Source organism: Roseateles sp. P2_H4, assembly GCF_056403315.1.
Window position 1 is genome coordinate 87,684 of record NZ_JBFUFR010000018.1, and the last position, 23,479, is coordinate 111,162.

Sequence of the window (23,479 nt, forward strand, 5' to 3'; positions counted from 1 at the left end):
CGGGACGTCCGGTGTTTGCAGCCCATGGGTCCGGGCTTCGTCGTCCGGATTGATCCAGCGCAACCCGCTTGCCCGCGCGCTGCATAGCATGGTTGTTCGCCGACCAAGGACAGCCCAAGATGCAAACTCGGACGCAAGCGCAGTGGCCCCTGCTGCGCCAACTGCTGCTACACCGCCAGACCGAACTGCGAGCCGAAGTGCGTGCGGTGCAGCTGGCGCGTCAGGACGCGCAGACGGAAAGCCCGGAGGTCCGAGACCTCAAGGACGGCGCGGAGCTCATGCAGCGCCAGCAGACCGAGGACTTCCAGGCCGCCCGGGACTTGCAGGAGTTGCAGGACGTTGATGACGCGCTGGGCCGGCTGGAGGCTGGAAGCTATGGCGACTGCGCCGGTTGCGGCGAGGCCATCGCAGCGGCGCGTCTCACGGCCCTGCCGTCCGTGCGGCTGTGCGCTTCCTGCCAGGCTGCCCAGGAGCGTCTGCCATGAGCGCGAACGACGCGGCGCGATATCGCCTGCCGGTGCTCGCGTCACTCGCCGTGGCCGCGCTGGCCACCGGTTGCGCCCTGGAGGTGCAGAACGCCAGGCCTGCTCAAGAGCTGGCGCGCCGCGCCTTGCCGGAAGGCGAGGTCTACGTCGGCTGGCGTGTGTTCCAGCAGAAGTGCGCGACTTGCCATGGCGCAGCGGCGACAGGTACGGCGACCGGCCCCGACCTGCTGCCCAGGCTGCGCGAGATGGGCTCGCATCAGTTCGTGGGCCTGGTGCTCAGGCGCTACGACTGGATACTCGCTGCGGCAGAGTCCGACCCGCAGGGCTCTGCACGCAGTGCCCTGGTCGAAAAGGTCCTGCAGGGCAGGGAAGAGGCGCTGGTGATGCCGGCCTGGCAGGGCGACCCCACGGTGACGGCCCACATCATCGATCTCTACGCCTATCTGTCGGCCCGTGCCGATGGCAGGCAGGGGACGGGCCGTCCTTTGCGACAGCGAGCGCCCGACTGAGCGTTTGCCGTCGGCCTTCGCGCAGCAGGAGAGCGCCATGCTTCAAGCAAAAGTCACCCTGATGAGCGGGGGCGCCTCGGGAATCGGTCGTGCCAGCGGTGGCTATCTTGCACGCTGAAGCGGCGACGCCCACCAGCGGAAATCCCCCTGCCGCAACACCCCTGTTCCCACGCGGGCTGAGCGACGCGCAGGCCCGCCAGCGCCTGTCGACGCATGGCCCGAACGAGGTGGGGGATACCGACAGGCGCGGCATGTTGCGCACGCTTCGCGGCGTGTTCACCGAGCCCATGTTCCTGCTGCTGCTGGCTGCCGCAGCCCTCTACCTCTTGCTGGGCGACCTGGGCGAGGGGCTGCTGCTGGCCTTCTTCGCCGTCGTCACCGTCGGCCTGGTCGTTTTCCAGGAGCGACGCAGCGAGCATGCGCTGGCGGCCCTCCGCGTGCTGTCCGCACCGCAGGTGCGCGTCCTGCGAGGCGGGCTCATGGCACGCATCCCGGCGCGCGAACTGGTGCCCGGCGACTTCTTCCTGGTCGGGGAGGGCGAGCGCGTCGCCGCCGATGGCATCGTCCGCGAGGCGGTCGGATTGCAGGTCGACGAGTCGCTGCTCACCGGGGAGTCGGTGCCGGTGAGCAAGCGGGTGTGGCAACTGCAAGACGGCCTGGCCATGGCATCGCCCCAGAGCAACGGCGGCGCCTTCGTCTACGCGAGCACCCTGGCCATTGCGGGCCACGCCGTCATCGAGGCGGTGGCGACAGGCGCCGGCACGCAGGTCGGTCGCATCGGCGCGTCGCTGGCGGCCATCGAAACAGCAGCCACGCCGCTGGAGCAGCATCTGCGCCGGCTGGTGCGTGTCTTCGGCCTGGGTGCCGCCGCCATTTGCACCGTGATCGTGGTGGTTTACGGCCTGCTGCGGGGCGAGTGGATGCAGGGGCTGCTGTCGGCCGTCGCCATCGGCATGGCGATGCTGCCCGAAGAGTTCCCCATGGCACTCGCGGTCTTCCTTTCGCTGGGAGCCTGGCGCCTGGCGCGCATCAAGGTGCTGGCGCGTCGCCCTGCCGTCATCGAGGCGCTGGGTGCGGCCACGGTGTTGTGCGTGGACAAGACCGGAACCCTCACCGAAAACCGGATGCAGCTGTCCCGCCTCGTGACCGGGGAGGTCGACGTCAAGCTCGAGGCCGGCAAGGACCTGCCCGAGGCGGTGCATCGGCTGCTCGAATTCGCCATGCTGGCTTCGCGCAGGGACGGCAGCGATCCGATGGATCGCGCACTGATCGCGCGAGGCGATGCCGTGCTGGCCGGCACCGAACATCTGCACCCCGACTGGACGCTGACACGCGAATTTCCGCTCAGCCCCGAGTTGCTGGCAATGTCGCATGAGTGGACGGACGCGGCCGGTCGGCTCCGCATCGCAGCCAAGGGCGCGCCGGAAGCCGTGTTTGATCTGTGCCACCTCGACCCGCAACGCACTGCCGATCTTTTGAGCCGGGTGAAGGGTCTGGCCGCACAGGGCCTTCGCGTGCTGGCTGTGGCCGAAGCCTGTTCGCCGCACGGTGAAACGGTGATGCACCCGCATGACCACGACTTCACGCTGCTGGGCCTGGCCGCCTTCGAGGATCCGCTGCGTGAAAGCGTGCCGGGCGCGGTCGCGCAGGCGCGTGAAGCCGGCATTGCGGTGGCGATGATCACCGGCGACCATGCGGCCACGGCGCTGGCCATCGCCGAGCAGGCCGGCATCGACGTGCAGGCGGGCGTCCTGACCGGCGCCGAAATCGATGCGCTGGGAGAACTCGCCCTCGCCGAGGCGGTGCGGCATGTGCGCGTGTTTGCCCGCGTGATGCCGGAGCAGAAGCTCAAGCTGGTGCTGGCGCTGCGGCGCAACGGCGAGACCGTGGCCATGACCGGCGATGGTGTCAACGACGCGCCGGCGTTGAAGGCGGCGCACATCGGCATCGCGATGGGCGTGCGCGGCACGGACGTCGCGCGCGAGGCCGCCGGCCTGGTACTCCTGGACGAAGACTTCGGGCGCATCGTGGGTGGCGTTCGCATGGGGCGGCGCATCTTCGACAACCTTCGCAAGGTGATGACCTACATCACCGCCATCCATGTCCCGGTCGCTGGCCTGGCGCTGCTGCCCCTGCTGTTCGGCCTGCCGCCGCTGATGTTGCCGGTGCATGTGGTGCTCACCGAGATGGTGATTGATCCGGTGTGCTCGCTCGCCTTCGAAGGTGCGGCCGAAGCGCCGGGGCTGATGCAGCGACCGCCGCGCCGCACGGACGATGGCATCGTGGGTTGGGCGATGTTGTGGCGGGGCTTGGTGCAGGGCGGCTGCCTGCTCGCGGCGACCCTGGGCGTGTACCTGCTGGCGCTGCAGGCCGGGCGTGAGGTCGACGTGGCCCGCACGCTGGCCGTGATCGGCCTGACGCTTGGGAATCTGATGCTGGTGGCGGCCAACATGGCCATCGGCAGCGGGCTTCGCACCTTGGCGAATGCGAGCTCCCGGGCCTTCTGGGCAGTCACCGTCGTTGCCGCCTCCGCGCTGGCGACCGCCGTGCTGGTGCCGGGCCCGAGGCGATTGCTGCACTTCGGCGTTCCCGCGGCGGAGGACCTGGTGCTGACCTTGGTGACGGTGGCGCTTGCCGTGAGCGCCGGGGCTGCATGGAGCGCGCGACTGCGCAGCGCTGCGGCCGCTTGACCGGCTGGCTTGCGCGCTCGACAAGGGCAAAAAAAAAGACACCCTCGCAAGGGTGTCTCGTGGACGCTGACGGGCAAGCCCGTCCTCGATACCGGCTCAGAGCAGGTGCTTGACGCCGTCCTGCTCGTCCGTCAGTTCCTTCAGCGTCTTGTTGATGCACTCCTGCGAGAAGGCGTCGATCTCGATGCCTTGCACGATCTTGTACTCGCCGCCTTCGGTGGTGACCGGGTAGCCGAACATGACGTCCTTGGGGATGCCGTATTCGCCGTTCGACGGGATGCCCATCGTGACCCACTTGCCGTTGCTGCCCAGCGCCCAGTCGCGCATGTGGTCGATGGCGGCGTTGGCAGCCGAGGCGGCCGACGACAGGCCGCGAGCGGCAATGATGGCCGCGCCGCGCTTGCCGACGGTGGGCAGGAACACTTCACGGTTCCACTGCTCGTCGTTGATCAGGGCCTTGACCGACTGGCCGTCGATGGTGGCGTTGCGATAGTCGGCGTACATCGTGGGCGAGTGGTTGCCCCACACGGCCAGCTTCTCGATGCCGGCGACGGCCTTGCCGGTCTTGGCGGCGATCTGCGAAGCCGCGCGGTTGTGGTCCAGGCGCAGCATGGCGGTGAAGTTCTTGGCCGGCAGGTCCGGGGCCGACTTCATCGCGATGTAGGCATTGGTGTTGGCGGGGTTGCCGACCACCAGCACGCGCACATTGCGCGAGGCGACGGCGTTCAGGGCCTTGCCCTGCACCGTGAAGATCTGGGCGTTGGCGGCCAGCAGGTCGGCACGTTCCATGCCGGGGCCGCGCGGGCGGGCGCCGACGAGCAGCGCGTAGTCGGTGTCCTTGAAGGCGGTCATCGGGTCGCTGTGGGCCTCGATGCCGGCCAGCAGCGGGAAGGCGCAGTCTTCGAGTTCCATGATCACGCCCTTCAGCGCGTTCTGAGCCTTCTCGTCGGGGATTTCCAACAGTTGCAGGATGACGGGCTGGTCCTTGCCCAGCATTTCGCCGGAGGCGATGCGGAACAGCAGGGCGTAGCCAATCTGGCCAGCTGCGCCGGTGACGGCGACGCGAACGGGTTTCTTGCTCATGGAGGTCTCCGAGGGACAGTTGATAAAGCTGGGCTAGGGCGTTTCGCCCTCAACCTGTCGAGTGTACGGGCATACCCTGTGCTGCAATGCGCGCATGCCAAAGTCCCCTGCGCCGCTGTACGAGCAAATCCGCCAGTTGATCGTGGCCGCCCTCGCGGCGGGCGAGTGGCGGCCAGGGGATGCCCTGCCCAGCGAAGCGGCCCTGGCCGAGCGCTTCCACGCCAGTGCGGGCACGGTCAGAAAGGCGATGGATGAACTGGCGGCGGCGCATGTCGTCGAGCGCCGCCAGGGCGCCGGCACCTTTGTCGCGACGCACACGGCGCCGCGCGACGCCTATCGCTTCCTGCGCCTGGTGGCCGACGACGGCGCCACCGGCTTCACCCGCGAGCTGCTGCATTGCCGCCGCGCCCGTGCCACGGCCGAGACGGCGCGGGCCCTGCATCTGCGCACGGCGGAGCCCGTCATCGAGGTCAGGCGGCTGCTGCTGCGCCGCGGCCGCGCTGTCGTGCTGGACGATCTCTGGCTGCCGGAACGGCATTTCCGCGGGCTGAGCAGCGAAGTCATCAACGCCTACGCGGGCACGCTGTACGCGCTCTTCGAGGAACGCTACCAGGTGCACATGGTGCGCGCCGAGGAGAAGCTGCGCGCCATCGCGGCCACCGCCGGTGCCGCCGAACTGCTGGGCCTGCCCGACGGCGCCCCCCTGCTCAGCGTCGAGCGCGTGGCCTACACCTATGGCGACCGACCGGTCGAATTGCGACGCGGTCTCTACCACACGCAGGCGGACTTCTACCTCAATGAGTTGAACTGAATCTGACAATGCCGCAGTGCAGCAACCGCGAAGCTCGGCCTTTGTCTCTGGCCTAGAATCTTTCGGTTTCACATTGATTACGCAGGCTCGACCATGACGGACAGTGCCAAGACCCGACCGGTCTTCAGAAATATTCACGTCACGCAGATCGTCAGTTACCGCCTTCCACCCGCCGGCATCGTCTCCATCCTGCATCGCATCAGCGGCTTGCTGATGTTCCTGCTGCTGCCCTTCGTGGTGTGGATGCTGGACAGCAGCCTGAGCACGGAAATCTCCTTCGAGACTTTCACCAACGTGTTCGTGGCGGGCTTCGCCGGCATCCCCGGCTGGTTCGTCAAGCTGGTGACGCTGGCCCTGATCTGGGCTTACCTCCTGCACTTCATCGCCGGCGTGCGCCATCTGTGGATGGACGCGACGCACAGCGTCAGCAAGGCCCAGGGCCACAGCTCGGCTCTGGTCACGCTGACCCTCAGCACGCTGCTGACGCTGCTGCTGGGTGCCAAGCTGTTCGGTCTGTACTGAGGAAGAACAAGAATGAGTACTTTCGGTTCCAAGCGCATCGTCGTCGGTGCGCATTACGGTCTGCGTGACTGGCTCGCGCAGCGCGTCACCGCCGTGCTGATGGCCGTCTTCACGGTCGTGCTGCTGGCCCAGCTGCTGATGCCCGGCGCCCTCGGCTACGACCGCTGGGCGGCGATCTTTTCCCAGCAGTGGATGAAGCTGCTGACCTTCGTGACCATCCTGTCGCTCGCGTATCACGCCTGGGTGGGCATGCGCGATATCTGGATGGACTACATCCAGCCCGTCGGTGTTCGCCTCGCGCTGCAGGTGCTCACCATCGTTTGGTTGTTGGGTTGCGCCGGTTGGGCAATCCAGGTTCTGTGGAGACTGTGATGGCGGCGCTCGCTACCCGTAAGTTCGATGTGGTGATCGTCGGGGCCGGTGGCTCCGGCATGCGCGCCTCGCTGCAACTGGCATTGGCCGGCCTCAACGTGGCCGTGCTGTCCAAGGTCTTCCCGACCCGCTCGCACACCGTCGCCGCTCAAGGCGGCATTGGCGCCTCGCTCGGCAACATGAGCGAGGACAACTGGCACTACCACTTCTTCGACACCGTCAAGGGTTCGGACTGGCTGGGTGACCAGGACGCCATCGAGTTCATGTGCCGCGAGGCGCCCAAGGTCGTCTACGAGCTCGAGCATTTCGGCATGCCGTTCGACCGCAATGCCGACGGCACCATCTACCAGCGCCCCTTCGGCGGCCACACCGCCAACTACGGCGAGAAGCCCGTGCAGCGCGCCTGCGCCGCGGCCGACCGCACCGGCCACGCGATGCTGCACACGCTGTATCAGCAGAACGTCAAGGCGCGCACGCAGTTCTTCGTCGAGTGGATGGCGCTGGACCTGATCCGCGACGCCGAGGGCGACGTGGTCGGCGTGACCGCGCTCGAGATGGAGACCGGCGAGGTCCACATCCTGCGCGGCAAGACCGTGCTGCTGGCCACCGGCGGTGCCGGCCGCATCTTTGCCGCCAGCACCAACGCCTTCATCAACACCGGCGACGGCCTGGGCATGGCGGCGCGCGCCGGCATCCCGCTGGAAGACATGGAGTTCTGGCAGTTCCACCCGACCGGCGTGCACAACGCCGGCGTGCTGCTGACCGAAGGCTGCCGTGGCGAAGGCGCCATCCTGCGCAACGCCGACGGCGAGCGCTTCATGGAACGCTACGCGCCCACGCTGAAGGACCTGGCACCGCGCGACTTCGTGTCGCGCTGCATGGACCAGGAGATCAAGGAAGGCCGGGGCTGTGGTCCGAACAAGGACTACATCAACCTCGACATGACCCACCTGGGCGCCGACACCATCGCCAAGCGCCTGCCGTCGGTGCTGGAGATCGGCCACAACTTCGCCAACGTCGACATCACCAAGGAACCCATCCCCGTGGTGCCGACCATCCACTACCAGATGGGTGGCATCCCCACCAACATCCACGGCCAGGTGGTGGCGCCCAAGAACGGCAACCCCAACGAGGTCATCAAAGGCTTGTACGCCGTGGGTGAATGCGCCTGCGTCAGCGTGCACGGCGCCAACCGGCTGGGCACCAACTCGCTGCTCGACCTGCTGGTGTTCGGCCGCGCGGCAGGCAACCACCTGGTGGCCGCAGACCTGGGCAAGCAGTCGCACAAGGACCTGCCTGCGGACGCGGCGGACCGCTCGCTGGCCCGCCTGGCGCGCCTGGACAACAGCACCAGCGGCGAATATGCCCAGGACGTGGCCAACGACCTGCGTGCCGCGATGCAGCAGCACGCCGGCGTGTTCCGCACCCAGGCCATGCTCAACGAGGGTGTGACCCAGGTCGCGGCGATTGCCGAGCGGGTCAAGAACATCACGCTCAAGGACAAGTCCAAGGTCTTCAACACGGCCCGCATCGAGGCGCTGGAAGTCGAGAACCTGATCGAGGCGGCGCAGGCCACCATCGTGTCGGCGGCGGCCCGCACCGAGAGCCGCGGCGCCCACACCGTCAACGACTACGGCGACACGCCGGCCCACCCGAACGGCCGCAACGACGAGCAGTGGATGAAGCACACGCTGTGGTACTCCGACGGCAACCGCCTGGACTACAAGCCGGTCAACCTCAAGCCGCTGACCGTTGAATCGATCCCGCCCAAGGTCAGAACCTTCTAACGCGTCCTGTCTGTCGAGAAAAACCTCATGAAGCGCACCTTCCAGATTTACCGCTACGACCCGGACAAGGACGCCAAGCCCTACATGCAGACCCTCGAGGTCGAGCTGGATGGCTCGGAGCGCATGCTGCTGGACGCCCTGAACAAGCTCAAGGCCGTCGACCCCAGCCTGTCCTTCCGCCGCTCCTGCCGCGAAGGCGTCTGCGGCTCGGACGCGATGAACATCAACGGCAAGAACGGCCTGGCCTGCCTGACGAATATGCGCACGCTGCCGGGCGTCATCACGCTCAAGCCGCTGCCGGGCCTGCCCGTCGTGCGCGACCTGATCGTCGACATGACGCAGTTCTTCAAGCAGTACAACTCGATCAAGCCTTACCTGGTCAACGACAACGTGCCGCCCGAGACCGAGCGGCTGCAGTCGCCCGAGGAGCGCGACGAGCTCAACGGCCTGTACGAGTGCATCCTGTGCGCGAGCTGCTCGACGAGCTGCCCGAGCTTCTGGTGGAACCCCGACAAGTTCGTCGGCCCGGCAGGTCTCCTGCAGGCCTACCGCTTCATCGCCGACAGCCGCGACGAAGCCACCGCCGAACGCCTGGACAACCTCGAAGACCCGTACCGCTTGTTCCGCTGCCACACCATCATGAACTGCGTGGACGTCTGCCCCAAGGGCCTGAACCCCACGAAGGCCATCGGCAAGATCAAGGAACTGATGGTCCGCCGCGCGGTCTGACGCATGCCCGAACTGATCGGTGAACGCGAACTCTCCAAGCTGCGCTGGCGCTGCCGCCGTGGCCTGCTGGAGAACGACCTCTTCATCGAACGATTCTTTACCCGGCATGCCGACGAAGGCATCAGCGTCGTGCAAGCCGAAGGCCTGACGATACTGATGGACCTGGCCGACAACGACCTTCTCGACCTGTTACTGCGCCGCAAGGAGCCCAGTGGTGAAATCGACACCACTGCCGTGCACCAAGTCCTTGCCGACCTGCGCACCTGATTTCAAAACCCTAAGGACTGCAACATGACCCCGTCCGACGTGAAAGCCACCCTGTCGTTCTCCGACGGCAGCCCTTCGATGGATCTGCCCCTGTACAAGGGCAGCATCGGCCCGGATGTCATCGACATCCGCAAGCTGTACGGCCAGACCGGCAAGTTCACCTACGACCCCGGCTTCCTGTCCACGGCGTCGTGCAACTCCACCATCACCTACATCGACGGTGACAAGGGCGAGCTGCTGTATCGCGGCTACCCCATCGAGCAACTCGCGGTGAACTGCGACTACCTCGAGACCTGCTATCTGCTGCTGTACGGAGAGCTGCCGAACGAAAGCCAGAAGGCGACGTTCGAGGACAAGGTCATGCACCACACGATGGTGAATGAGCAGATGCAGTTCTTCCTGCGCGGTTTCCGCCGTGACGCCCACCCGATGGCCGTCATGACGGGCCTGGTGGGCGCGATGTCGGCCTTCTATCACGACAGCACCGACATCAATAACCCCGAGCACCGCGAGATCGCGGCGATCCGCCTGATCGCCAAGATGCCGACGCTGGTGTCCATGGCCTACAAGTACACCATTGGCCAGCCCTACATCTATCCGAAGAACGACCTGAGCTACGCCGGCAACTTCATGCGCATGATGTTTGCCACGCCCTGCGAGGACTACAACCCCAACCCGGTGCTGGTCCGCGCGATGGACCGCATCTTCACGCTGCACGCCGACCACGAGCAGAACGCTTCCACGTCGACCGTGCGCCTGTGCGGATCGTCGGGCACCAACCCCTTCGCGGCCATCGCCGCGGGCGTGGCCTGCCTGTGGGGCCCCGCTCACGGCGGTGCCAACGAGGCCTGCCTGAACATGCTGGGCGACATCCAGAAGCAGGGCGGCGTGGCCCGCATCGGCGAGTTCGTCAGCAAGGTCAAGGACAAGAACTCCGGCGTCAAGCTGATGGGCTTCGGTCACCGTGTCTACAAGAACTACGACCCGCGCGCCAAGCTGATGCGCGAGACCTGCCACGAAGTGCTGGGCGAACTGGGCCTGGAAAACGACCCGCTGTTCGAACTGGCCATGAAGCTCGAGAAAATCGCGCTGGAAGACGAGTACTTCGTCGCCCGCAAGCTCTACCCGAACGTCGACTTCTACTCGGGCATCGTGCAGCGCGCCATCGGCATCCCCGTGCCGCTGTTCACCGCCATCTTCGCGCTGGCCCGCACGGTGGGCTGGATCGCCCAGCTCAATGAGATGATCGGCGACCCCGAGTACAAGATCGGCCGCCCGCGCCAGCTCTTCGTCGGCGCCACCCCGCGCGACGTCAAGCCCATCGCACAGCGCTGATCGGCTCTCGCATCACCGCGAACCCCTCGGTCCTCCGAGGGGTTCTTTCGTTTGGGAACCTTGATGACCCGTCCTGAGATCCTCGTCCTCGGCAGCGTCAACCGCGACCTCATCGTGCATGCGCCGCGCCTGCCGCTGCCGGGCGAGACGCTGCGCGGCCAGCGCTTCGGCTCCTGCCTGGGCGGCAAGGGCGCGAACCAGGCGGTCGCAGCAGCACGGCTCGGTGCGCGCGTGGCTCTGGCTGCGCGCGTGGGCCTGCTGGAGAACGGCGCGGCCATGGTCGAGCAGCTGAAAGGCGAGGGCGTCGACACCCATGCGGTTGCCCAGCCCGCCGACGAAGTGCCGGGTGTTGCGTTGATCGTCGTCGGCGCCGAGGATGCCGAGAACCAGATCGTCACGGTGGCCGGGTCCAACGGCACGCTGCCGCTGGAGCAGGTGGAGGCCCTGGAGCTGAACGGCTTGCGCTGGCTGGTCGCTCAGCAGGAACTGCCGCTGCAAAGCGTCGCGCGCGCCTTTGAACGCGCCCATGCGGCCGGCGTGAAGACGCTGCTGAACGCGGCGCCCTTCCGCGCCGGCTGCGAGGCGCTGCTGCCCCTGGTCGACCTGCTCGTCGTCAATGCATTGGAGGCCCAGGCCTTGGTCACGACCCTGGGTGGTGGCGTCGCCGAGCCCGAGGCGCTGGCCCGAGCGCTGCGCGCCAAGGGCCCGGGTGCCGTCCTCGTGTCCCTCGGTGCCGATGGCCTGTGCTGGCTCGATGACCAGGGCATCCTCCGCGTGCCCGCCCGCCCGGTGAAGGCCGTCGACACCGTCGGCGCCGGCGATACCCTCGTCGGCGCTCTCGTCACCGCGCTGGCCGAGGGCCAGCCCATTGCCCAGGCGCTCGCCTTTGCCCAAGCCGCCGCGGCCATCGCCGTGTCGCGCCCCGGCGTGCAGGACGCGATGCCGCGCCGCGCCGAAGTCCAAGAATCGTTGAAGCACTGAATCCCACAAGGAGAACAAGATGTCCCAGACCCTGCTGCTGCCCCGTTGGCTGCTGACCATGAAGGCCGGCGAAGGCACGCTTGAAGATCACGCGCTGCTGATCGACGGCGAGCGCATTGCCGCCGTCGGCCCGCGCGCTGACCTGCTGGCGAAGTACCCGCAAGCCGAGCGTGTCGAACTGCCCGAGCAGATCCTCATCCCCGGCCTCATCAACGGCCACGCCCACTCGGCCATGACGCTGCTGCGCGGTGTCGCCGACGACGTGCCGCTGATGGACTGGCTGCAGAACCACATCTGGCCGCTCGAAAAGAAATGGGTCAGTGAGGACTGGACCTATCTCGGCTCCAAGCTCGCGGCTGCCGAAGGTCTGCGCAGCGGCACGACCTATATCAACGACATGTATTTCTTCCCGACCGCCATGGCCCGCGCCGCTGTGGACTCGGGCGTGCGTGCCGCCGTGTCGATGAACGTCATCGACTTCCCCACCGGCTATGCCTCCGGCCCGGACGACTACATCGCCAAGGGCATCGCGGCCTACGAACAGTACAAGGGCGAGAAGCTGCTCGACTGGACCAGCGCGCCGCATGCGCCTTACACGGTGTCCGACGAGACCTTCATCAAGCTGCGCGACCTGGCCGAGAAGCTCGACATCCAGATGCACTGCCACATCCACGAGACGGCGGGCGAGGTCAGCGACGGCCTCAAGGCCCACGGTGTGCGTCCCATTGCGCGCCTGGACAAGCTGGGCCTGTTCAACGAGCGCATGATCGCCGTGCACATGGTCCACCTCGACGAGGCCGAGATCGAGCTGATGGCCAGGAAGGGCGTGCATCTGGTGCACAACCCCAACTCCAACCTCAAGCTGGCTTCGGGCGTCATGCCGCTGAAGGCGCTGGAGGCCGCCGGCGTCAACACGGTGCTTGGCACCGACGGCGCGGCGTCCAATAATCGTCTCGACATGTTCGGTGAGATCCGCTCAGCAGCGCTGTTAGCCAAGGGCATCACGGGTGACCCGACGGTGGCCTCTGCGCGCACCGCGCTGGAAATGGCCACGATCCGCGCCGCCAAGGCCATGGGCCGCGGCGACGACCTCGGCTCGCTGGAGGTCGGCAAGCTGGCTGACTGCGTCGCCGTGTCGCTGGACAGCATCGAATGCCAGCCCGTGTACAACGCCGCGGCCCAGCTCGTCTACGTGGCCGGCCGTGAGCAGGTCAGCAATGTCTGGATCGGCGGCCGCCAGGTGCTGCGCGAGCGCCAGCCGACGACCATCGATGTGCCGGCCCTGCTGGCCGAGGTGCGCGACGTCGTCGGCCGAATGCAGGCCCCATGAGCCCAGTGTGGAGCCAGCATGGCCGCTTCAGCCTCACCTGGCGTGGCGACGTGCTGGTTCTGCGTCTGGAGGGCACCTGGAACGAGATCGCCGCAGCCCGGCTGCAGCAAGAGGGCGGACGCTTGGCGCGCGAGCGTGCCGGCCGCCCCTGGGGTCTGTTGAGCGACACGGCCGCCTGGGAAGGCGCCACGCCCGAGGCACTGGATGGCATCTGGGCCTTCTTCGAGGACGCCCTGGCCCACGACCTCGCCGCCGCGGCCACGGTCATCCCGGACAGTTTCCAGGCTCTCATCATCCAGCCGATGGCGGCTCGCGCGGCCACGCTGACCAACTTCCACGGTTGCGCCAGCGTCGCCGAGGCCGAGGCCTGGCTGCGCAGTCGCGGCCTCAGTCTGGGCGCATAGCTGGCGCAGGGCGGACTGCCGCCTAGAATGCTGGTTTCCCCTTACGCCGGCCGCGCGGCCCCGCCTCCCGACGCCATGACCCGCACCCTGCATCTGCAATGTTTCGAGGGCGGCAACGCCTTGTCCACGTTCCGCGCCCAGGCCTTGCTGGGCCGGCTGCAACAGGTCAACGAGCGCATCAGCGCCGTCAGCGCCCGCGCGGTGCACTGGGTCTGGACCGACACGGCCATGGCGGCCGGCGCTCAGCAGCGTTTCGAGGCGCTGCTGACCTACGGCGAACCCGCCGATGCGGCTGCCAGCGGCGATCTCGTCGTCGTCGCGCCGCGCTTCGGCACCGTCAGCCCCTGGGCGTCCAAGGCCACCGACATTGCGCGCAACTGCGGCCTGGCCTTGAAGCGCGTCGAGCGCGTCGTTGAATACCGCGTCGCGCTGAAGTCCGGCCTCCTTGGAAGCCTTGGCGGCACCAGGCAGCTGAGCGAGGCCGAGCTGCAGGCCTGCGCCGAACTGCTGCACGACCGCATGACCGAGTCGGTGTGCTTCACGCGCGAGGCCACCGCCCATCTGTTCGACGAGCGCACGGCCGAGCCGTTGGCGCATGTGGACGTGCTCGGCCAGGGCCGTGCAGCCCTGGAGAAGGCCAATGTCGAGTTCGGCCTGGCCCTGTCGGCCGATGAGATCGACTACCTCGACACCAATTTCAAGAAGCTCGGCCGCAACCCCAGCGACGTCGAGCTGATGATGTTTGCCCAGGCCAACAGCGAGCATTGCCGCCACAAGATCTTCAACGCGAGCTTCATCGTCGACGACGAGGCCCAGCCGCTCTCGCTGTTCGGCATGATCCGCAACACCGAGAAGCTGAACCCGCAGCACACGGTCGTCGCCTACTCGGACAACGCCGCCATCATGGAAGGCCATGCCATCCAGCGCTGGATGGCGGCCGATGCGCCGGGCTCGGCCTACACGGCCCGTGCCGAGCAGGCCGAGGTGCTGATGAAGGTCGAGACGCACAACCACCCGACGGCCATCTCGCCCTTCCCGGGGGCGTCCACGGGCGCTGGCGGCGAGATCCGCGACGAAGGTGCTACGGGCCGCGGCTCCAAGCCCAAGGCGGGCCTGACCGGCTTCTCGGTCTCCAACCTGCATCTGCCGGGTCTGGCCGAATCCTGGGAACAGAACCCGGTCGGCAAGCCGGCGCACATCGCGTCGGCGCTGCAGATCATGATCGAGGGCCCGCTGGGTGGTGCGGCCTTCAACAACGAGTTCGGCCGGCCCAATCTGGGCGGCTATTTCCGCGTCTACGAGCAGACGGTGGATGGCATCCGCCGCGGCTATCACAAGCCCATCATGATCGCCGGCGGCCTGGGCCAGATCCGCGCCGACCTGACCCGGAAGATCGAGTTCCCCGCCGGCAGCCTGCTGATCCAGCTGGGCGGCCCGGGCATGCGCATCGGCATGGGCGGCAGCGCGGCCAGTTCGATGGCGGCCGGCACCAACACGGCCGACCTCGACTTCGACTCCGTGCAGCGCGGCAACCCCGAGATCGAACGGCGCGCGCAAGAGGTCATCAACCACTGCTGGGGCCTCGGGCAGGAGAACCCGGTGCTGGCCATCCACGACGTGGGCGCGGGCGGCATCTCCAACGCCTTCCCCGAGCTGGTCAACGACGCCGGCCGCGGTGCGCGCTTCGACCTGCGCAAGGTGCCGCTGGAGGAGTCGGGCCTCGCCCCAAAGGAAATCTGGTGCAACGAGAGCCAGGAGCGCTATGTGCTGGCCATTGCGCCGGGCAGCCTGGACCGTTTTGCAGCGATGTGCGCGCGCGAGCGCTGCCCGTTCGCCGTCGTCGGTGTCGTGACGGAAGAGCGCGACCTGAAGCTGGTGGATGGCGACGCGGAAGTCACCGATCACCCCATCGACATGCCCATGGACGTGCTGCTGGGCAAGCCGCCCAAGATGCAGCGCGACGTCAAGCGCGTGGCCCGCAGCGGCGGTGCGCTGGACCTGTCCGGCGTCAAGCTGGAGCAGGCCGCTTTCGACGTGCTGCGCCACCCGACGGTGGCCAGCAAGCGCTTCCTCGTCACCATCGGCGACCGCACCGTGGGCGGCCTCAACCACCGCGACCAGATGGTCGGCCCCTGGCAGCTGCCGGTGGCGGACTGCGCCGTCACGCTGGCCGACTTCAACGGCTTTGCCGGCGAGGCCATGAGCATGGGCGAGCGCACGCCGCTGGCGTCCGTCAACGCACCCGCCTCGGGCCGCATGGCCGTGGCCGAGGCCATCACCAATCTGCTGGCCGCGCCCTTCGAGCTGCCGCGCGTGAAGCTCAGCGCCAACTGGATGGCTGCCTGTGGCGAAGCCGGTGAAGACGCCGCGCTGTTCGACACTGTCAAGGCCGTGGGCATGGAACTGTGCCCCGCGCTGGGCATTTCCATCCCAGTCGGCAAGGATTCGCTGTCGATGCGCACCAAGTGGGCTGACCAGCAGGTCACCGCGCCGGTATCGCTGATCGTCACCGCCTTCGCCAGCATCGCCGACGTGCGCGGCACGCTGACGCCCGAATGGCAGCGCGAGGACTCGGCGCTCATCCTCATCGACCTGGGCCAGGGCCAGCACCGCATGGCCGGCTCCATCCTGGCGCAGACGCTGAACCAGTTCGGCAGCGATGTGCCGGACCTCGACGACCCCAAGCTGCTGGTGTCGCTGGTCAACGCGATCAACGAACTGCGCACCGCCGGCAAGTTGCTGGCGTATCACGACCGTTCGGATGGCGGCTTGTGGGCGGCGGCCTGCGAAATGGCCTTTGCCGGCCAGACCGGCCTGAGCCTGAACGTCGACATGCTGGTTACGGAAGGCGACGGCATCAGCGACAGCCGCGCCGACATGGGCGACTCCAAGAACTGGGCCGGCCAGGTCAGCGCCCGCCGCGAAGAGCTGACGCTGCGCGCGTTGTTCAGCGAGGAACTGGGTGCGCTGATCCAGGTCCGCGCGGGCGACCGCGATGCCGTCATGCAGGTGCTGCGCGCGCATGGCCTGTCCAGGTATTCCCACGTCGTTGCCAAGCCCAATGCGGCGCGGCAGGTGGAAGTCTGGCGCGATGCGAAGAAGGTGTTCGCCGCCGACCTGACGACGCTGCAGCAGACCTGGGACGAGGTGTCGTGGCGCATCGCGCAGTTGCGCGACAACCCGGCCGGCGCCGATGCCGAGCATGCCGCTGCCGGCAAGGCCGACGACCCGGGCCTGCATGTCCACACGACGTTCACGCCCGAGGCGCCGTTCATCGTCACCGGCGCGAAGCCCAAGGTCGCCATCCTGCGCGAGCAGGGCGTCAACTCGCACATCGAGATGTCCTATGCGATGGCACAGGGCGGCTTCGACAGCTTCGACGTGCACATGAGCGACCTGCAGTCCGGCGCGGTCCAACTGGACGGCTTCGCGGCCTTCGTGGCCTGCGGCGGCTTCAGCTACGGCGACACCCTGGGCGCCGGCGAGGGCTGGGCGCGCAGCATCATGTTCAACCCCGTGCTGGCCGAGCAGTTTCGTGCCTTCTTTGCGCGCCGGGACACGCTGGCCCTGGGGGTCTGCAACGGCTGCCAGATGCTGGCCGCGCTCGCGCCCATCATCCCGGGCGCCGACGCCTGGCCGCGCTTCACGCGCAACCAGAGCGAGCAGTTCGAGGCCCGCCTGTCGCTGGTCGAGGTGCTGGAGTCACCCAGCGTGTTCTTCCAGGGCATGGCCGGCAGCCGCCTGCCCATCGCCGTTGCACACGGTGAGGGTTACGCCAACTTCGCGCGCCAGGGTGACGCGGCCAAGGTCCTCCAGGCCATGCGCTTTGTCGACAACCATGGCCAAGCGACCGAGGCCTACCCGTTCAACCCCAACGGCAGCCCGGGCGGCCTGACGTCGGTGACGACGCCGGACGGCCGCTTCACGGCGCTGATGCCCCACCCGGAGCGCGTCTTGCGCAATGTGCAGATGAGCTGGACCTCGGGCGACCGCGCGCTGCACAGCCCGTGGCTGCGCATGTTCCAGAGCGCGAGGAAGGCGCTGGGCTAAGCCGCATCCACCTCGAGCAACAGCCGGTCGAGGCCCTCTTCGGTGCCACGCCGGCGCTGCTCCAGGTCCTGGTGGCCGTCGAGGTAGGCCAACTGCTCGGTCAGCTTCAGCGTCGAGCCGGCAGGCGTGTTGGCGAACTCCACGGTGACCAGTGACGCCGATAGCGCGCGGCCGTCCGCTGCCATTGAGTAGGCGAACAAGATGCGGGCCTGCGGCACGATGTCGAGGAAGACCTTGTCGACGGCGAGCTGCGTTCCATCGGGCAGCTCGCTGCGGTAGATCTCCTGCCCACCGGGGCGGAAGTCCATGCTGAACTCGGTGGCGTTCATCTCGGCATGGCAGTCGGACCAGCGCTGCTTGGTGGCCGGGTCGGCCCAGGCAGCGAACACACGGCTGGCCGAGGCCTTGAAGCGGCGCTCCAGCACGAAGCTGGTGTGGGCGGCGGGAGTCGTCGTCACGGTGGGTTGTCCTGTTCTTCGAGAAGGGCTTCAAGGGCGTCGAACTGGCGATGCCACATCGCCTTGCGCGTGGCCACCCAGTCTTCCAGGCCGCCAAAGGCATCCGGCGCGATGCGGTAGGTGCGCACGCGGCCGGCCTTGTCCGACTGCACGACGCCGCCGGCCTCCAGCACGGCCAGGTGCTTCAGCGCCGAGGGCAGGCGAAGAGACAGCGGCTTGGCCAGGTCCGACACCGAGGCCGGCCCGCGCGCCAGCTGGTCGACCATGGCGCGGCGGTTGCCGTCGGCCAGGGCGGCGAAAAGACGGTCCAGGCCTTCAGCCGAGGAAGCGTGCAGGTAGGGCATGACGCAGGGGGTAGTACTGGAAGACCGGTCGGGCTTCGACGATGCAGCGCCACACGGAGGGACGGGCCAGCAGGCGCTCGAAGTAGGCGCTGAGCTTGACATGGGCGGGCGAGAAGGGCCGCACGATGGCCGCGTAGAACAGGGCCGGCGCTGCGGCGCAATCGGCCATCGTGAAGGCCTCTCCCGCTGCCCAGGTACGGTCGCCCAGGCGGCTTTCGATGAGGTCATAGGCCAGCCCCAGGTCATTGACGGCGCCGGTCAGCGTGGCCGCGTCGCGCTCGGCGTCGGGGCGCAGTTGCTGGCCGATGAAGCGCTGCATGGGCGTCATCACGTGCAGGTCGAAGACGCGGTCCCACAAGCGCACCTCCAGCTGCGCCTCGAAGTCATCGGGCAGCAACTGCACGGCCCCCGGATGGCGGCGATCCAGGTACTCGATCTGGATCGAGGTCTCGGGCACGACGCGGTCCCCGTCGACCAGCAGCGGGATCTTGGCCGTGGGCCAGAGCGCAGCGTAGGCCGCGCGTGCTGCCGGGTCACCGAGATTGACGGTGCGGGCTTCGAAAGGCGCACCGTTCTCGTAGAGGGCGATCAGGACCTTCCAGCAATAGGAGGAGAGCGGGTGGTAGTGCAGGGTCAGGGACATGGTGGCTCTAAAGTTTCCGTGATGGCTAAGTGTATGGAAACTTTCAGGAAAAGGAAACTGTCGAGGCAAAACAAAGGCGGGCCTCGGCCCGCCTTGTCTGGATGGCGAACCGGATCAGTCCTGCACGACGGCGGCCGCCTGCAGCCGCTTGTTCACCCGCAGCGCCACCAGCGTGCAGACCACGCCGGACAGCAGGTAGAGGCTGAGCGACACCAGGCCGAAGCGTGACGACAGGAAGAGGGCCACGACGGGCGCAAAGGCCGCGCCCAGCAGCCAGGCCATGTCGGCCGTCAGCGCTGCGCCGGTATAGCGGAAGTGAGGCAGGAAATTGGACGTCACCGAGCCGGCGGACTGGCCATAGGACAGGCCCAGCAGCACGAAGCCGATCAGGATGAAGGCGGCCTGGCCGGGTTTGCCACCGCCCAGCATGAAGGGCGCGAACAGCGCAAACACGCCGATGGCCATGGCCATGGTGCCGAGGTAGCTGCGCCGGCCGATCTTGTCGGCGATGAGGCCGGACATGGGCATGGCGACGGCCGCGAAGGCGGCGCCGAGAAGCTCCATCTTCATGAAGTCCTCGACCCCTTCGGTGCCGTACAGCGCCACCCAGGACAGCGGGAACACGCTCACCAGGTGGAAAAGGGCATAGCTGGCCAGGGCCGCAAAGGCGCCGATGACGATGTGGTGGCCCTGGGCGGGCAGCAGCTCGCGCAGATAGGCGGGGTCGAGCTCATGCTCCTCCATGCGCTTCTCGTACTCGTGCGTGACGACCAGGCGCAGCCGGGCGAACAGCGCGACGACGTTGATGGCGAAGGCGGTGAAGAAGGGGAAGCGCCAGCCCCAGGACAGGAAGTCCTTGGCGTCCAGGCTGCCGAACACGTACAGGAACACGCCCGAGGCGACGAAGAAGCCCAGCGGCGCGCCGAGCTGGCCCAGCATGGCGTACCAGCCGCGGCGGTGCGGCGGGGCGTTCAGGGCCAGCAGCGAGGGCAGGCCGTCCCAGGAGCCACCCAAGGCCAGGCCCTGGCCGACGCGTGCGAGCGCCAGCAGCCAGATGGCTGCGCTGCCGGCCTCGGCGTAACCAGGCAGCAGGCCCATGCCGACCGTGGAGCAGCCGAGCAGGAAGAGGGCGGCGGTCAGCTTGGCCGAGCGGCCGAAATGGCGCTGGATGGACATGCCGATCAGCGTGCCGACCGGTCGGACGACGAATGCCAGCGCAAAGACCAGGAAGGCGTAGAGCGTGCCCGTCAGGCGGTCGGCGAAGGGGAAGAAGACCTGCGGGAAGACCAGCACCGAGGCGATGCCGAAGACGAAGAAGTCGAAATATTCGGACGCGCGGCCGATGATGACGCCCACCGCGATGTCGCCGGGGGCCAGGTCCTCGTCCGTCCGGGTGGTCAGCGGGCCGGAATTGGGGCTATGGAAAGTACTACCTGCAACTGCCATTTCGGGCTTGTCTCCGTCTGTGCCTTGGACAAAATGTCCAATCGTTGATTTGCCTCAATCAACTTACATTCCATCGCTGCGAGCAAGATCGTTAACCCTTGCGCGCACCTCAGGATGTACCCCAACAAGTCTCTCCTCAACAGCGCCCTGGTCTTGTCAGCCAGCTTCGCTTTGTCCGGCTGCGATTGGATCGTGATGAAGCCGCATGGCGACATCGCGCAACAGCAGGCGCAGCTCATTGTCACGTCCACGCTGTTGATGCTGCTGATCATCGTCCCGGTGATCGCGCTGACGCTGTTCTTTGCATACCGTTACCGCCAGTCCAACGAGGAGGCGACGTATGCGCCGGACTGGGACCACTCCACCCGCCTGGAACTCGTCATCTGGGGTGCGCCGCTGCTGATCATCATCGCGCTGGGCGCCATCACCTGGATCAGCACCCACAAGCTCGACCCTTTCCGCCCGCTGGACCGCATCGCCGAAGGCAAGCCCGTGGCGGCCGACGTAAAGCCGCTGGAGGTCTACGCGGTGTCGATGGACTGGAAGTGGCTCTTCATCTACCCCGAGCAGGGCATCGCGACCGTCAACGAACTGGCCGCGCCGGTGGACCGCCCCATCCACTTCCGCTTCACGTCCACCTCGGTGATGAACACCTTCTACGTGCCGGCCCTGGCCGGCATGATCTACGCGATGCCGGGCATGCAGACTCAGTTGCACGCTGTCATCAACAAGGCCGGTGTCTATGACGGCCTGTCGGCCCAGTACAGCGGTGCCGGCTTCTCCGACATGCGCTTCAAGTTCCATGGTCTGACGGACGAAGAATTCGCGCGCTGGGTCGACGGCAACAAGGCCGGCGGCAACACGCTGACCCGCGCTGACTACCTGAAGCTGGAACAGCCGAGCGCCAAGGAGCCCATCCGCCGCTTCGCCAGCGTCGAGCCCGGCCTGTGGAGCGCCATCGTCGACCGCTGCGTCGACGGCAAGAAGATGTGCGCCAGCCAGATGATGGCCATCGACGCGGCCGGCGGTGCCGGCAAGGGTGGCGTGGCCAGCACGATGCGCAGCCCCTGGCGTGATGCCGAGGGCACGCAGCGCGAACGCACCGTCGTCGCCGCGCTGTGCACGCCGACCAACCTGCTGGGTCTGCCCGTCGAAGCCCCCGAGGCTTCACCCGCCGCGCTGAAGAACTGAGACCGACCGATGTCCAATCCCGTCGTTGCCCAACACCAGACGCTCGATCAGCTGCATCCCATCCTCGGCCGCCTCGGCTGGGACTCGCTGCCGCTGCACGAGCCCATCCTCGTCGCCACCTTCATCGCCGTGATGCTGGGCGGCGCGCTGGTGTTCGCGCTGATCACCAAGTTCAAGCTCTGGGGCCATCTGTGGACCGACTGGATCACCAGCATCGACCACAAGAAGATCGGCATCATGTACATCATCCTCGGCGTGGTGATGCTGCTGCGCGGCTTCGCTGACGCGCTGATGATGCGGGCCCACCAGGCCATGGCGTTTGCCGACAATGCCGGCTTCCTGCCGCCGCACCACTACGACCAGGTCTTCACGGCCCACGGCGTCATCATGATCTTCTTCGTCGCGATGCCCTTCGTGACCGGGTTCATGAACTATGTCGTGCCGCTGCAGATCGGCGCACGCGACGTCGCCTTCCCCTTCCTGAACAACTTCAGCTTCTGGATGACGGCCGGCGGCGCCGTGCTGGTCATGATCTCGCTGTTCATCGGCGAGTTCGCCAAGACCGGCTGGCTGGCCTACCCGCCGCTGTCGGGCATCCTGGCCAGCCCCGACGTCGGGGTGGACTACTACCTGTGGTCACTGCAGATCGCGGGGGTGGGCACGACGCTGTCGGGCATCAACCTGATCGCCACCATCATCAAGATGCGCGCGCCGGGCATGACCATGATGAAGATGCCCGTCTTCACGTGGACCTCGCTGTGCACCAACGTGCTCATCGTCGCGACCTTCCCCGTGCTGGCCGCGACGCTCGCGCTGCTGACGGCCGACCGCTACCTGGGCACCAACTTCTTCACCAACGACCTTGGCGGCAACGCCATGCTCTACGTGAACCTGATCTGGATCTGGGGCCACCCCGAGGTCTACATCCTGGTGCTGCCGGTGTTCGGCATCTTCTCGGAAGTGGTGTCCACCTTCAGTCGCAAGAAGCTGTTCGGCTATGCGTCCATGGTCTACGCGACGGTCGTCATCACCATCCTGTCCTACCTCGTCTGGCTGCACCACTTCTTCACGATGGGCTCAGGGGCCAGCGTGAACAGCTTCTTCGGCATCACGACGATGATCATCTCGATCCCGACGGGCGCCAAGATCTTCAACTGGCTGTTCACGATGTACCGTGGCCGCATCAAGTTCGAAGTGCCGATGCTGTGGACGGTGGGCTTCATGATCACCTTCACCATCGGTGGCATGACCGGCGTGCTGCTGGCGGTGCCGGCGGCGGACTTCGTGCTGCACAACAGCCTCTTCCTGATCGCCCACTTCCACAACGTCATCATCGGCGGCGTGGTGTTCGGCGCCTTCGCCGGCATCAACTACTGGTTCCCCAAGGCCTTCGGCTTCCGCCTCGACGCCTTCTGGGGCAAGGTGTCGTTCTGGTGCTGGTTCATCGGCTTCTGGGTCGCGTTCACGCCGCTGTACGTGCTGGGCCTGATGGGCATCACGCGCCGTGTCAGCCACTTCGACGACACGACGCTGCAACCCTATTTCGTCGTCGCCGCCATCGGTGCGGGCATCGTGGCCTGCGGTATCGGTGCCTTCCTGGTGCAGATCGCCGTCAGCATCTGGCGTCGCAAGGAACTGGCCGACACGACGGGCGACATCTGGGGTGGCCGCACGCTGGAATGGTCCACATCTTCGCCGCCGCCGGACTACAACTTCGCCTTCACGCCCATCGCCCACGAGATGGACGCCTGGCACGACATGAAGCAGCGCAACGCCGAGCGCCCTCGCCAAGGCTTCGTGGCCATCCACATGCCCAGGAACACCGGCGCCGGATTCATCATCGCCATGCTGGCCACGGCCATGGGTTTTGCGCTGATCTGGCATATGTACTGGATCGCCGCGGCGACCTTTGCCGCCACCGTCATCGCGTCCATCGTCCACACCTTCAACTACGACCGTGACTTCCACATCCCGGCCGATGCGGTGACCCGCACCGAGGACGAGCGCACCCGCGCGCTTGCATCCGCTGCCTGACCGGGAGA

Annotated in this window: 21 protein-coding genes; 16 read left to right on the forward strand and 5 right to left on the reverse strand. The window is 67.1% G+C overall.

Going from position 1 to position 23,479, the window contains the following annotated elements; all coding sequences use genetic code 11:
• The first annotated feature begins 119 nt into the window (after nt 1–119).
• The 3 genes from AC1DW3_RS15145 (at nt 120) to AC1DW3_RS15155 (ending at nt 3,684) form a co-directional block, all read left to right on the forward strand.
• A complete protein-coding gene (locus AC1DW3_RS15145) occupies nt 120–485 on the forward strand; it encodes a TraR/DksA family transcriptional regulator (protein ID WP_477932290.1) in 366 nt (121 codons plus the stop codon).
• Nucleotides 482–994, forward strand: a complete 513-nt coding sequence (locus AC1DW3_RS15150) for a c-type cytochrome (RefSeq protein ID WP_477932292.1) — start codon at nt 482–484, stop codon at nt 992–994. The genes AC1DW3_RS15145 and AC1DW3_RS15150 overlap by 4 nt, the downstream gene beginning before the upstream one ends.
• A 98-nt stretch (nt 995–1,092) precedes the next feature.
• Nucleotides 1,093–3,684: a cation-translocating P-type ATPase gene (locus tag AC1DW3_RS15155; RefSeq protein ID WP_477932294.1), complete on the forward strand. Its 2,592-nt coding sequence runs from the start codon at nt 1,093–1,095 to the stop codon at nt 3,682–3,684.
• A 96-nt stretch (nt 3,685–3,780) separates the two neighbouring features.
• Here the strand turns inward: AC1DW3_RS15155 and AC1DW3_RS15160 are convergent, their stop codons facing one another.
• Complete coding sequence (locus AC1DW3_RS15160; protein ID WP_477932296.1) at nt 3,781–4,767, reverse strand: malate dehydrogenase; 987 nt, start codon at nt 4,765–4,767, stop codon at nt 3,781–3,783.
• A gap of 94 nt (nt 4,768–4,861) precedes the next feature.
• On the opposite strand from AC1DW3_RS15160, the gene AC1DW3_RS15165 reads away from it, so the two are divergent.
• From AC1DW3_RS15165 to purL, 11 genes are all read left to right on the forward strand, one after another.
• Nucleotides 4,862–5,578, forward strand: coding sequence for a GntR family transcriptional regulator (locus AC1DW3_RS15165; RefSeq protein ID WP_477932298.1), 717 nt, complete (start codon nt 4,862–4,864; stop codon nt 5,576–5,578).
• A gap of 93 nt (nt 5,579–5,671) precedes the next feature.
• Nucleotides 5,672–6,100: a succinate dehydrogenase, cytochrome b556 subunit gene (gene sdhC, locus AC1DW3_RS15170; protein WP_477932300.1), complete on the forward strand. Its 429-nt coding sequence runs from the start codon at nt 5,672–5,674 to the stop codon at nt 6,098–6,100.
• A 12-nt stretch (nt 6,101–6,112) separates the two neighbouring features.
• Nucleotides 6,113–6,472, forward strand: a complete 360-nt coding sequence (sdhD, locus tag AC1DW3_RS15175) for a succinate dehydrogenase, hydrophobic membrane anchor protein (RefSeq protein WP_477932301.1) — start codon at nt 6,113–6,115, stop codon at nt 6,470–6,472.
• Nucleotides 6,472–8,259 (forward strand): succinate dehydrogenase flavoprotein subunit, encoded by a 1,788-nt coding sequence (sdhA, locus tag AC1DW3_RS15180; RefSeq protein WP_477932302.1) that lies wholly within the window; start codon nt 6,472–6,474, stop codon nt 8,257–8,259. The genes sdhD and sdhA overlap by 1 nt, the downstream gene beginning before the upstream one ends.
• 27 nt (nt 8,260–8,286) lie before the next feature.
• Nucleotides 8,287–8,988: a succinate dehydrogenase iron-sulfur subunit gene (locus tag AC1DW3_RS15185; RefSeq protein WP_477932303.1), complete on the forward strand. Its 702-nt coding sequence runs from the start codon at nt 8,287–8,289 to the stop codon at nt 8,986–8,988.
• Between the two features lie 3 nt (nt 8,989–8,991).
• Entirely contained in the window at nt 8,992–9,255 is a 264-nt protein-coding gene (locus tag AC1DW3_RS15190; RefSeq protein WP_477932305.1) for an FAD assembly factor SdhE, read from the forward strand.
• Nucleotides 9,256–9,279: 24 nt separating this feature from the next.
• Nucleotides 9,280–10,590: a citrate synthase gene (gltA, locus tag AC1DW3_RS15195; RefSeq protein WP_477932307.1), complete on the forward strand. Its 1,311-nt coding sequence runs from the start codon at nt 9,280–9,282 to the stop codon at nt 10,588–10,590.
• 63 nt (nt 10,591–10,653) lie between these two features.
• Entirely contained in the window at nt 10,654–11,571 is a 918-nt protein-coding gene (locus AC1DW3_RS15200; RefSeq protein ID WP_477932309.1) for a ribokinase, read from the forward strand.
• Nucleotides 11,572–11,590: 19 nt separating this feature from the next.
• The gene (locus AC1DW3_RS15205; protein ID WP_477932311.1) at nt 11,591–12,901 is read left to right on the forward strand and encodes a TRZ/ATZ family hydrolase; all 1,311 of its coding nucleotides are present in this window, start codon (nt 11,591–11,593) and stop codon (nt 12,899–12,901) included.
• Nucleotides 12,898–13,305: a hypothetical protein gene (locus AC1DW3_RS15210; RefSeq protein ID WP_477932313.1), complete on the forward strand. Its 408-nt coding sequence runs from the start codon at nt 12,898–12,900 to the stop codon at nt 13,303–13,305. Before AC1DW3_RS15205 ends, AC1DW3_RS15210 begins: the two co-directional genes overlap by 4 nt.
• A gap of 75 nt (nt 13,306–13,380) precedes the next feature.
• Nucleotides 13,381–17,355, forward strand: coding sequence for a phosphoribosylformylglycinamidine synthase (purL, locus tag AC1DW3_RS15215; protein ID WP_477932315.1), 3,975 nt, complete (start codon nt 13,381–13,383; stop codon nt 17,353–17,355).
• Here purL and AC1DW3_RS15220 read toward each other — a convergent pair.
• The 4 genes from AC1DW3_RS15220 to AC1DW3_RS15235 form a co-directional block, all read right to left on the reverse strand.
• On the reverse strand, nt 17,352–17,813 hold the full coding sequence (locus AC1DW3_RS15220) for an SRPBCC family protein (RefSeq protein WP_477932317.1): 462 nt from the start codon (nt 17,811–17,813) through the stop codon (nt 17,352–17,354). The two genes, purL and AC1DW3_RS15220, sit on opposite strands and share 4 nt — an antisense overlap.
• The gene (locus AC1DW3_RS15225) at nt 17,810–18,157 is read right to left on the reverse strand and encodes an ArsR/SmtB family transcription factor (protein WP_477932319.1); all 348 of its coding nucleotides are present in this window, start codon (nt 18,155–18,157) and stop codon (nt 17,810–17,812) included. Before AC1DW3_RS15225 ends, AC1DW3_RS15220 begins: the two co-directional genes overlap by 4 nt.
• A complete protein-coding gene (locus AC1DW3_RS15230) occupies nt 18,129–18,800 on the reverse strand; it encodes a glutathione S-transferase family protein (protein ID WP_477932321.1) in 672 nt (223 codons plus the stop codon). Before AC1DW3_RS15230 ends, AC1DW3_RS15225 begins: the two co-directional genes overlap by 29 nt.
• Nucleotides 18,801–18,914: 114 nt before the next feature.
• Nucleotides 18,915–20,246: an MFS transporter gene (locus tag AC1DW3_RS15235; protein WP_477932323.1), complete on the reverse strand. Its 1,332-nt coding sequence runs from the start codon at nt 20,244–20,246 to the stop codon at nt 18,915–18,917.
• A gap of 114 nt (nt 20,247–20,360) precedes the next feature.
• On the opposite strand from AC1DW3_RS15235, the gene cyoA reads away from it, so the two are divergent.
• Together cyoA and cyoB are read left to right on the forward strand one after the other, a co-directional pair.
• Nucleotides 20,361–21,437, forward strand: a complete 1,077-nt coding sequence (gene cyoA / locus AC1DW3_RS15240; protein ID WP_477932325.1) for a ubiquinol oxidase subunit II — start codon at nt 20,361–20,363, stop codon at nt 21,435–21,437.
• A 9-nt stretch (nt 21,438–21,446) separates the two neighbouring features.
• Nucleotides 21,447–23,471, forward strand: coding sequence for a cytochrome o ubiquinol oxidase subunit I (cyoB, locus tag AC1DW3_RS15245; RefSeq protein WP_477932327.1), 2,025 nt, complete (start codon nt 21,447–21,449; stop codon nt 23,469–23,471).
• Nucleotides 23,472–23,479 lie beyond the last annotated feature (8 nt).